Source organism: Romboutsia sp. 1001216sp1 (assembly GCF_039841805.1).
Taxonomy (GTDB): Bacteria; Bacillota; Clostridia; order Peptostreptococcales; family Peptostreptococcaceae; genus Romboutsia_C; species Romboutsia_C hominis.
This window is the reverse complement of the sequence record NZ_JBDPHA010000020.1, coordinates 24,346-34,965: the sequence shown is the minus strand read 5'-3', so window position 1 is coordinate 34,965 and position 10,620 is coordinate 24,346. Positions and strand designations below refer to the sequence as shown.

5 protein-coding genes, 1 tRNA gene and 2 rRNA genes are annotated in these 10,620 nt (G+C 28.9%); all 8 read left to right on the top strand.

What is annotated here, in order from left to right:
* Positions 1 to 79 (top strand): 23S ribosomal RNA (locus tag ABHC41_RS13775); the annotation flags it as partial.
* Positions 80 to 137: 58 nt separating this feature from the next.
* Positions 138 to 211 (top strand) — tRNA-Gly (locus ABHC41_RS13770).
* Positions 212 to 222: 11 nt separating this feature from the next.
* Positions 223 to 339 (top strand): 5S ribosomal RNA (rrf, locus tag ABHC41_RS13765).
* Positions 340 to 452: 113 nt separating this feature from the next.
* The gene (locus ABHC41_RS13760) at positions 453 to 1,589 is read left to right on the top strand and encodes an MFS transporter (RefSeq protein ID WP_271894385.1); all 1,137 of its coding nucleotides are present in this window, start codon (positions 453 to 455) and stop codon (positions 1,587 to 1,589) included.
* Positions 1,590 to 1,689: 100 nt separating this feature from the next.
* Complete coding sequence (nifJ, locus tag ABHC41_RS13755; RefSeq protein ID WP_092923041.1) at positions 1,690 to 5,217, top strand: pyruvate:ferredoxin (flavodoxin) oxidoreductase; 3,528 nt, start codon at positions 1,690 to 1,692, stop codon at positions 5,215 to 5,217.
* Positions 5,218 to 5,374: 157 nt separating this feature from the next.
* On the top strand, positions 5,375 to 6,943 hold the full coding sequence (gene murJ, locus ABHC41_RS13750) for a murein biosynthesis integral membrane protein MurJ (protein ID WP_195238783.1): 1,569 nt from the start codon (positions 5,375 to 5,377) through the stop codon (positions 6,941 to 6,943).
* Positions 6,944 to 7,008: 65 nt separating this feature from the next.
* Positions 7,009 to 7,230 carry a NifU family protein gene (locus ABHC41_RS13745; RefSeq protein ID WP_092923047.1) on the top strand — a complete coding sequence of 74 codons (222 nt, stop codon included), beginning with the start codon at positions 7,009 to 7,011 and terminating at the stop codon, positions 7,228 to 7,230.
* 168 nt (positions 7,231 to 7,398) lie between these two features.
* On the top strand, positions 7,399 to 10,572 hold the full coding sequence (locus ABHC41_RS13740) for a sensor histidine kinase (RefSeq protein WP_240276170.1): 3,174 nt from the start codon (positions 7,399 to 7,401) through the stop codon (positions 10,570 to 10,572).
* Positions 10,573 to 10,620 lie beyond the last annotated feature (48 nt).

The following is a 10,620-nucleotide window of genomic DNA, read 5'->3' as shown; positions in this document are numbered from 1 at the left end:
TACCTGGTTGATAGGTCGAAGGTGTAAGTGCAGTAATGTATTTAGCTTATTGATACTAATAGGTCGAGGACTTGACCTCATTTAAATGATGAATCTAAATGGTATACAGTTTTGAAAGTACTAATAAAACTAAATATGCGGGTGTAGCTCAATGGTAGAGTTCCGGCCTTCCAAGCCGGCTGTGAGGGTTCGATCCCCTTCACCCGCTCCAGATAAAGATTATGTGGTTATTATAGCAAAGAGGATACACCTGTTTCCATACCGAACACAGAAGTTAAGCTCTTTAGCGCTGATGGTACTTGGGGGGCGACCCCCTGGGAGAGTAAGACGTAGCCACGTAATCTTTTTTATTTTAAGAAACTATTGAAAAATAGTTTCTTTTTTTGTTTATCTATACTCAAATTATAGATAATAGGGAATACTAAATTTTATTTATATTAAGGAGGGATGAATTGGATTTAATTTTATTTAAATTTTTGTATTTTCTATTATTCTTTGGATTATCAAGTATAGCAGGAATGCTGATTCCATTTTTACAATATAAAGGGTTTAGTCCAATAGAAACGGCTACATTAATAAGTTTTTACACTGTAAGCGGAATTTTGGGACAACTAATAGCAGGTTGTTGCTGTGATAAATTAAAAACAATTAAAAAAATATTTATATTTTCTTTATTAGGTGTAATGTTTAGTACAGCTTTAGCTATTTTTATAAATATTAAAATATTATTTTATATTAGTTTTGTAATTATGGGATTTTTTTATTATATATTGACTAGTATACCTGATAGTTGGGTAATAGAAAGTGGAGAAAATGCAAAGTCAAAATTTGGATTTTTTAGAGCTTTTGGTTCAACTGGGTGGGCATTTGGAGTATTAGCATCAGGAATTATAACAGAAAAGTATGGATATCATATATTAAACATAATATATCTAATAATGTTGTCATTAACTCTATTTATAAGCCTTAAGATAAAAGATACGGTAAAAGAATATAAGGGTTGTGGAAATTTAAAAGAGTTATTCAATAATAAAGAATATATACTCACTGTAATTATATTATTAATAATTTGTATCCCGTTTAGAGGATACTGTCAGTTAGTACCTTATAGAATAGAATATGTAGGGGGAAACACTGTAAACTTAGGAATATTTAATTTTATAAGCTCAATAAGTGAGATAGCTATGCTTATTTTAGCACAAAAAATTATGCATAAATTAAGTCCTGACAAATTATTATTATTATCACCATTAGGACTATTTCTTCAAATACTAACCCTAAGATTTGGAAGTAATATAAATATTATATATATTAGTGCTGTCCTACAAGCATTTACATTACCAATAATATTAGTAGTAGGAAAAATAATAATAGATAGAATATCTCCTAGTAATTTAAAAACATCATCACAGTTAGTAGCATTTGCTATATTTAATAGTGTATCAACTATAATTGGAACTGCTAGTGTTGGATATTTTATAGAGAAGTTTTCCTTGGATAAAGCTAATTTATTTCTATTAGGGTGTAATATGCTATCTATATTAGGCGCATTATATTACGACAGAAATATTAAAGATAGGACTATATAAAATTAATAATATAAATTTATTAAAGTAGAATATTAAAGCTGCTTTATGGAAAAATAATAAATAGAAGTCATGATATTATTTACATAGAAGGAGAAAAACTATGGGAAAAATAAAGAAAACTATGGATGGAAATGCAGCAGCAGCATATGTATCATATGCTTATACTGAGGTAGCTGCAATATTTCCAATAACACCATCATCAAATATGGCAGAATCAGTGGATGATTGGTCAGCTAAAGGTTTAAAAAATATATTTAATCAAAAAGTAAATGTTGTTGAAATGCAATCTGAGGCAGGAGCAGCAGGAGTATTTCATGGATCACTACAATCAGGAGCATTAACTACTACTTATACAGCATCACAAGGATTGCTTCTTATGATACCTAATATGTATAAAGTATCAGGAGAGTTGCTTCCAGGAGTATTCCATGTAAGTGCTCGTGCCTTAGCAGCCCAAGCATTATCAATATTTGGTGATCATCAAGATGTTATGGCAGCACGCCAAACTGGATGTGTAATGTTAGCATCAGGGTCAGTTCAAGAGGTAGCAGACTTAGCACCCGTAGCTCATTTAGCAGCAATAAAAGGAAGACTTCCTTTTATACATTTCTTTGATGGATTTAGAACATCACATGAAATACAAAAAATAGAAGTACTTGAGTACTCAGACTATGCAAACTTACTAGACAAAAAGGCATTGCAAGAATTTAGGAATAGAGCTTTATCTCCAAATCATCCTGTAGCTCGTGGTACAGCTCAAAATCCTGATATATACTTCCAAACAAGAGAAGCAAGTAATAAGTATTATGAAGAAATAGTTCCGATAGTAGAAAATTATATGAATAAAATTGGCGAATTAACAGGTAGACAATATGGATTATTTAACTACTACGGAGCAGAAGATGCAAAAGAAATATTAATAGCAATAGGTTCAGTAACTGAGGCTATTGAAGAAACTATAGATGAATTAAATGCAAAAGGCGAGAAATATGGACTGGTAAAAGTTCATTTATTTAGACCATTTAGTAAGGAACATTTATTAAAAGTAATTCCAAAGAGTGTTAACAAAATATGTGTACTAGATAGAACTAAAGAACCAGGTGCAATAGGAGAACCTCTGTATCTAGATGTACGTGCTGCATATTATGGACAAGAAAATGCTCCTATGATTATAGGTGGTAGATATGGACTTGGATCAAAGGATGTAACACCAACAGATATAAAAGCTATATTTGATAACTTAGTATGTGACAATCCAAAAGATCAATTTACAGTAGGAATAGTTGATGATGTAACTCATAAATCTTTAGAAGTTAAAGAAGAACTTAAAGTAGTAAAACAAGGAACTATAAATTGTAAGTTCTGGGGACTTGGATCAGATGGTACAGTTGGAGCAAATAAACAAGCTATAAAGATAATAGGAGATAATACAGATAAGTATGTTCAAGCATACTTTGCATATGATTCTAAAAAATCTGGTGGGGTAACTATGTCTCACTTAAGATTTGGAGATGAACCAATAAGATCTACTTATTTAATAGATAGTGCAGATTATATAGCTTGTCATAATCAATCATATGTAACTCAATATGATTTATTAAAAGGATTAAAATCAAATGGTACATTTGTATTAAATACAATATGGGATGAAAAAGAATTAGAAGAGCATTTACCAGCAAAGATGAAAAATTACTTAGCTAAAAATAATATAGACTTCTACACAGTCAATGCTACTAAAATAGCACAAGAAATTGGTCTTGGAAATAGAATAAATATGATAATGCAATCAGCATTCTTTAAATTAGCAAATATAATACCTGAAGAAGAGGCAACTAAATATTTAAAATCATCAATAAGTAATGCTTATGGTAAAAAGGGTGAAAAAGTTGTTAATATGAACTATGAAGCAGTAGAGCAAGGTAAGAGTGCTCTAGTAAAGATAAATATACCAGATTCATGGGCAAATGCAACAGATAGTGAAGAACATCATGAAAATGAGCCAGAATTTATAAGAGAAATATTAAGACCTATGAATGCCCAAGAAGGAGATTCTTTACCTGTAAGTGCATTTAATGGAATAGAAGATGGTACATTCCCAGCAGGAACCGCAGCTTATGAAAAACGTGGTATAGGAATTAATGTTCCAGAATGGATACTAGAAAACTGTATTCAATGTAATCAATGTTCATATATATGCCCTCATTCAACTATAAGACCATTCTTATTAAATGAAGAAGAAGTAAATAATGCACCTGAAACTTTCAGAACTAAAAAAGCTGTTGGAAAAGCATTTGGTGGTTTACAATATAGAATGCAAGTAGATACTATGGACTGTACAGGTTGTGGAAACTGTGCAGATATATGCCCAGCTAAAGACAAAGCATTAGTGATGAAACCTCTAGATACTCAGATAGATGCAGAAATACCAAACTGGGATTATGCAGTATCTAAAGTATCATATAAAGGAGATCTAGTTACTGCAAATAATGTAAAAGACTCTCAATTTAGAACTCCACTTATTGAGTTCTCAGGAGCTTGTGCAGGATGTGGAGAAACTGCTTATATAAAACTTGTAACACAATTATATGGAGATAGAATGATGATAGCAAATGCTACAGGATGTTCATCAATTTGGGGTGGTTCAGCACCTTCAATTCCATACACTGTAAATCATGAAGGAAAAGGTCCTGCATGGGCTAACTCATTATTTGAAGATAATGCAGAGTTTGGATATGGTATGTATTTAGGTGTAAAACAAATTAGATTAAAGTTACGTGACTTAATGGAAGAGTTAGTGGCTAGTGAAGAATCTAATGAGTATAAAGATGTATTTGAAAATTGGATAAATACTATGAATGATGGAGAAGCATCTAAAGAGGCTAGTAAAAAGGTTATAGAAGTTATAGAAAACAAATCATTTAGTGGAAAAGCTAAAGAATTAGTAGATGAAATTAAAGCTAGAAAAGATTATTTAGTTAAAAGATCTCAATGGATAGTAGGTGGAGATGGCTGGGCATATGATATTGATTATGGTGGACTTGATCATGTACTAGCATCAGGAGAAGATGTAAATGTATTAGTATTTGATACTGAGATATATTCAAATACAGGAGGACAAGCATCAAAGTCTACTCCATTATCAGCTATGGCTAAATTTGCTGCATCAGGTAAGAGATCTAAGAAAAAAGATTTAGGTATGATGGCTATGAGTTATGGAAATGTATATGTAGCACAAGTATCTATGGGTGCAGATAAAAATCAACTTATTAAAGCAGTAATGGAAGCTGAAAAATATGATGGGCCTTCATTAATAATAGCATATGCACCTTGTATATCTCACGGATTAAAAGAAGGTATGGGAAGAAGCGTTCATAATGAAGCAGAAGCAGTTGCTAGTGGATATTGGCATTTATATAGATACAACCCAGAACTTAAGAAAGAAAATAAAAATCCATTTAACTTAGATTCAAAAGAACCAAAAGGAAATGTAAGAGACTTTATAATGGGTCAAGTAAGATATTCTGCAATAGCTAAGCAATTCCCAGATGTAGCAGAGGAATTATTTACACAACTAGAAGAAAATATACAAGAAAGATATGAAACATATAAGAGACTAGCAGGGAAATAAATAAAGAGTGCGTACTTTTAAGTACGCACTTTTTATATCAAAATTAAACAAAGTTTAATAATAGTAAAAAAAGTGGTATCATTATATAATAGCTTAAATTAAAAAATTTATTAGAAAAATAAATTGTAATAATAAAATTTAGAAATGAGGATCTAATATGGCTAAAACAACAAAAAAAGCAGCTATTATCTTAATGATTATAATATTAACATCAAAAGTGACAGGTTTTTTAAGGGATATAGTACTAGCGAGGACATTTGGTGCAGGTCATATAACAGACGCATATCTTACAGCACTTAATATACCGGTAGTACTATTTGATGGTATAAGTGCATCTCTTGGAACAACATTTATACCAATGTTTTTTAGTATAAGAGAGAAACAGGGAATAGATGAAGTATATAAGTTTACAAGTAATGTATTAAACATAGTAACTGTAATAAGTATGATATTAATCGCAATAGGAATATTATTTGCTCCATATATAGTTAAGATATTTGCTATGGGATTTAAAGGAGAGGTGTTAGATTTAACTATATCTTATTCTAGAATATTAATTTTTTCTATGATATTTATAGCTATAAATGGTTTAATAACATCTTTTTTAGTTGCATCAGGAGATGTTCATATATCAGGTTTAATAACGATACCATTTAATATATTTGTAATGATAGCAATAGCTTTAGGTTCAATAACAAATTCATATTTTATGGTATATGGTACTTTATTTGCATATATAGCACAGCTTTTATTTCAGATACCATTTTTATTTAAACATGGATATAAGTATAAATTTATTATAGATTTTAAGGACGAAAATATAATAAAGATATTATATCTTATATTGCCAGTATTTCTAGGTTCTTATGTTAACCAAATAAATACAGTTGTTAATAGAACTTTAGCATCTACACTAGATTCTGGGAGTATAACAGCTCTAAACTATGCAAATAAGCTAAATATGTTTGCAGTAGGTATTATAGTAATATCTTTATCTACTGTAATGTATCCAATACTATCTAAATTAGCTAGTGAAAAAAAAATAAAAGCTTTTAAATATAACGTATCAAAATCTTTAAATATAACACTGATAGCTATGATGCCTATAATGGTTATAGTAATGGGATTATCAACACCTATAGTAACTTTGTTATTTGAACATGGATCATTTAACTCAAAAGCTACTGAATTAACATCAACAGCACTACTTTATTACTCTATGGGGATAGTTGCGTATGGATTAAGAGAGATACTTTCTAAATCATTTTATTCACTACAAGATACAAAAACCCCAGTAAAAAATGCAACTGTATCCGTTATAATAAATGTAATATTATCTATTGTCCTAGTTAAATATATGGGTATAGGTGGTCTTGCTTTAGCTAGTTCTATATCTGCTATAGCAACGTCTGTATTATTATTTATATCTCTTAGAAAAAAGATAGGAAGAATAGGTATGAAAAATACAATAATAACTTTTATAAAAGTAGCGATAGCATCAATTATTATGGGATTAATAATAAAATTTTCATACTATGAGATAGTTAATCTAGGAATGAATATTTTTGAAAAACAAAAACAACTTATAGCCATATCTTGTATAGGGTCTACATTAATTGGGTTAATTATATATATAATATTAACATTAATTTTTAATATAAGAGAATCAAAAGAAGTAGCGTATATGATTAAATCAAAGTTTAGACAAATTATTTATAAAAGATAGATCTATAAAGGAAATTCAAGATTTATGTAGAATACTAAAAGTATTAGAAAATAAGGGGGATAGACATGAGAGAAGAGGTAGAAAAAGCATTAGTGAAAGTTAGACCAATTCTTCAAAGAGATGGTGGAGATGTAGAACTAATAGACGTTAATGACCAAGGAGTTGTATTAGTGAAGTTACAAGGAGCATGTAAAGGATGCCCAGGAGCAACAATGACATTAAAGGCTATTATTGAAAATTTACTTGTTAAGGAAGTTAAAGGTGTAACTCAAGTTATAGGAATATAAAAAAGAAAAGTGCATTTGGCACTTTTCTTTTTTTGCAAAGAGTATTAATTTATCCGTAAAATAGGCACCGATATATTTGAGAGATGTTTTGAAACATATATAAAGTAGAAAAATGATGTATAATATAGTATAATTTTGTAGGAATGATTTTTAAATAAGGGGAAAATAATGAAAAATAAATATATTGCAGGAATGATTTTATTTATAACTATATTAATATTAGGGGATGGATATAAAGTATATGGTTATGATGTACACTTTACAAAAATAAGCAATAAAGATGGCTTGTCTCAGTCAACAGCAGAAGTTATTATTCAAGATCAAAAAGGATACATGTGGATAGGTACTAATGATGGTCTTAACAAATATAATGGGTATGATTTTAAGATATATAGACATAATCAAAGGTCAAAAAGCAGTATAGCAAACAATTACATAGTAAGCCTTCAAGAAGATAGTAATGGAGATATATGGGTAGGAACAGCTAATGGGCTTAGTAAAATAGATATTAATACAGATAAGATAACTAACTATTTTAATGACAAAGAAAGTGGAAATTTATCTCACAATAACATAGGAGATATTCTTATGACTAAAGATGGAGATATAATAGTAGGAACATCAGATGGACTTAATCTATATAATTCTGAAGAAGATAAGTTTGAGCGAATTTTAGGAGGAAAAGAAGATTTAAGTAGCCAATATATACGTGAATTAGAAGAAGATGAGTATGGGAATATATGGATAGGAACAAAAAGTGGAGTAGATAAATTAAATACAAAGAATAAAAAAGTATATAAATATAGTATAGGTGAAGATGTAAATAAAACAATAAAAGATGACATATATGCTTTATTATATGATGATGGGTATATGTGGGTTGGAACTTTTAAAAACGGATTAAATAAAATTAATATAGAAACTAATGAGATAAAAAAATATACACATGATCAGAATAATAGCAAATCCATACCAAGTAACTTTATAAGAGAAGTGTATAAGGATAGCAATGATACATTATGGGTAGGAACAGATAGGGGACTTGCAAAAATAAATGAAGGTAAAGAATTTATTACATATAAAAATGAAAGTACCAACTATAATTCAGTATCTCAGGACAACGTTTTTGATATAATTGAAGATAAAAGTGGACTTATATGGGTTGGAACATATTCGGGCATAAGCATATTTGACCCTAAAAATAAGATAATTCATTATAAAAATAATCCTAATGACAAGAACTCATTAAGTGAAAATATAGTTCATGGTATATATGAAGATGAAGATGAATTATTATGGGTTGGTACAAACTCTAAAGGGATAAACATAATTAATAGAAAAAATGGAGATGTAAGTCATTTAAATAGAGAAAATACAAACTATACACTTAGTGATAATTCTATAAATGATATAACTGGAAAAGAAGACAAAATATATATAGGAACTAGAAGTGGTTTAAATATAATAGATAAGAATGATAATAGTATAATTGTATACGACAAATCCAATGGGCTAAAAGAAGATGATATAAGAACTGTATTTATAGACAGTAAAGATAACTTATGGGTGGGAACTCCAAATGGGATAAGTATAATAAACTTTAAGACTAATGATATAATCAATTTAGATGAAGTTCTAGAAAAGTCAGGAATAGAGTCTTTATTTGCTAAAGTTATATATGAAGATAAAAGTGGTGTATACTGGATAGGGTGTTTTATAGACAATGGTCTTATAAGTATAGATCCTAAATCAAAAGAAATAAAAAACTATAAATATGATAAAAATGATGAAAGTTCTATAAGTTCAAATACTATAAGAGATATAAATGAAGATATATATGGAGATTTATGGATAGGGACTAGTTATGGTTTAAATAAGCTAGATAAAGAAACGGGTAAATTTACTACTTATACAACCGAAGAGGGACTTTCAAATGATATCGTATATGGGATTTTAAATGATTATAAGGGAAATTTATGGTTAAGTACTAATTCAGGTTTATCAAGACTAAATATAAAGACAAAAAAAATTGAGAATTTTGGCATAACAGATGGATTACAAGGTGGAGAGTTTAATGGAAATGCTTTATATAAAAATAAGAAAGAAGAGTTAATATTTGGAGGAATAAATGGACTAAATATATTCCATCCATCTGATATAAATACTGAAAAATACACGCCTAAAGTTATGTTTGATAACTTTGAGATAAATGGCAAAAAATATAATGATATAAATAACATGGAATTTGAGCATGATGAAAATTTCATAAATATAACTTTGTTTTTACCTGATTATAGAAACACTAAGAATATACAGTATTATTATATGCTAGAAGGGACTAAAGAAGGATGGCGTAAAGTTGAATCTAATGATATAAATTATAGCAATTTAGATCCAGGAAATTACACATTAAGGGTAAAAGCAAGGAGCTATAATGGAACGATAACTAGTGAAAATCAAGTTAAGTTTAATATAAAACCCCCATTTTATAAAAGTAACTTAGCAATTTTTATATATATAATAATATTTGTATTTATAATTTATTATAATGTAAATCGAGTGAACCGCTTAGATAATATGGTAAAGAAGAGAACAGCTCAATTAAGAAAAGAGATGCAAAAAAGTAATGAGCTTTTAAATAAAGTAATAGACCTAGAAAGAAGAAAAAATAATTACTTTATAAATTTATCTCATGAACTACGAACGCCTCTTAATGTAATTTATACAACTGAACAACTTATAACAGAATTTAATAAATCTCAAGGTGGTATAGAACGAGAAAAATTATCTCAATATATGATGGTAATGGATAGAAATACCAAAAGATTATTAAGGCTAATAAATAATCTAATTGACACCACAAAGATAGAATATGGCAAATATAAATTAGACCTAAAAGAAAATGACATTGTATATGTGGTTGAAGAAGCCACATTATCATTAAAAGAGTATGTAGAAAACAATGGTATAGAGTTAATAATTGACCCAGAGGTTGAGGAAAAATATATCGTATGTGATGCTAGTGAAATTGAGAGATGTATAGTTAATTTAGTGGGAAATGCTGCTAAATTTACACCGAGGGGTGGAAAAATTATAATAACTATAAAAGAAGATAATGACAATGTAATAATTACTGTAGAAGATACAGGTATAGGTATAGATAATAAATACCATGAATCCATATTTAATAGATTTAATCAAGTTGTAGATGCAAACTCAGAAGTAAAAGGTGGAAGTGGATTGGGACTTACTATAACAAAACAGATAGTTGAACTTCACAATGGTAAGATATACTTAGAAAGTGAAATAAACAAGGGTACTAAGTTTACTATTATCTTATAAAATATAAAAAGAACGTTGTATTAATACAACGTTCTTTTTATATTTTAT

Bases quoted from the DNA above. Each gene is read 5' to 3' on its own strand.
- ABHC41_RS13740 (WP_240276170.1), top strand. From the start codon at position 7,399: ATGAAAAATAAATATATTGCAGGAATGATTTTATTTATAACTATATTA.
- murJ (WP_195238783.1), top strand. From the start codon at position 5,375: ATGGCTAAAACAACAAAAAAAGCAGCTATTATCTTAATGATTATAATA.
- nifJ (WP_092923041.1), top strand. From the start codon at position 1,690: ATGGGAAAAATAAAGAAAACTATGGATGGAAATGCAGCAGCAGCATAT.
- ABHC41_RS13745 (WP_092923047.1), top strand. From the start codon at position 7,009: ATGAGAGAAGAGGTAGAAAAAGCATTAGTGAAAGTTAGACCAATTCTT.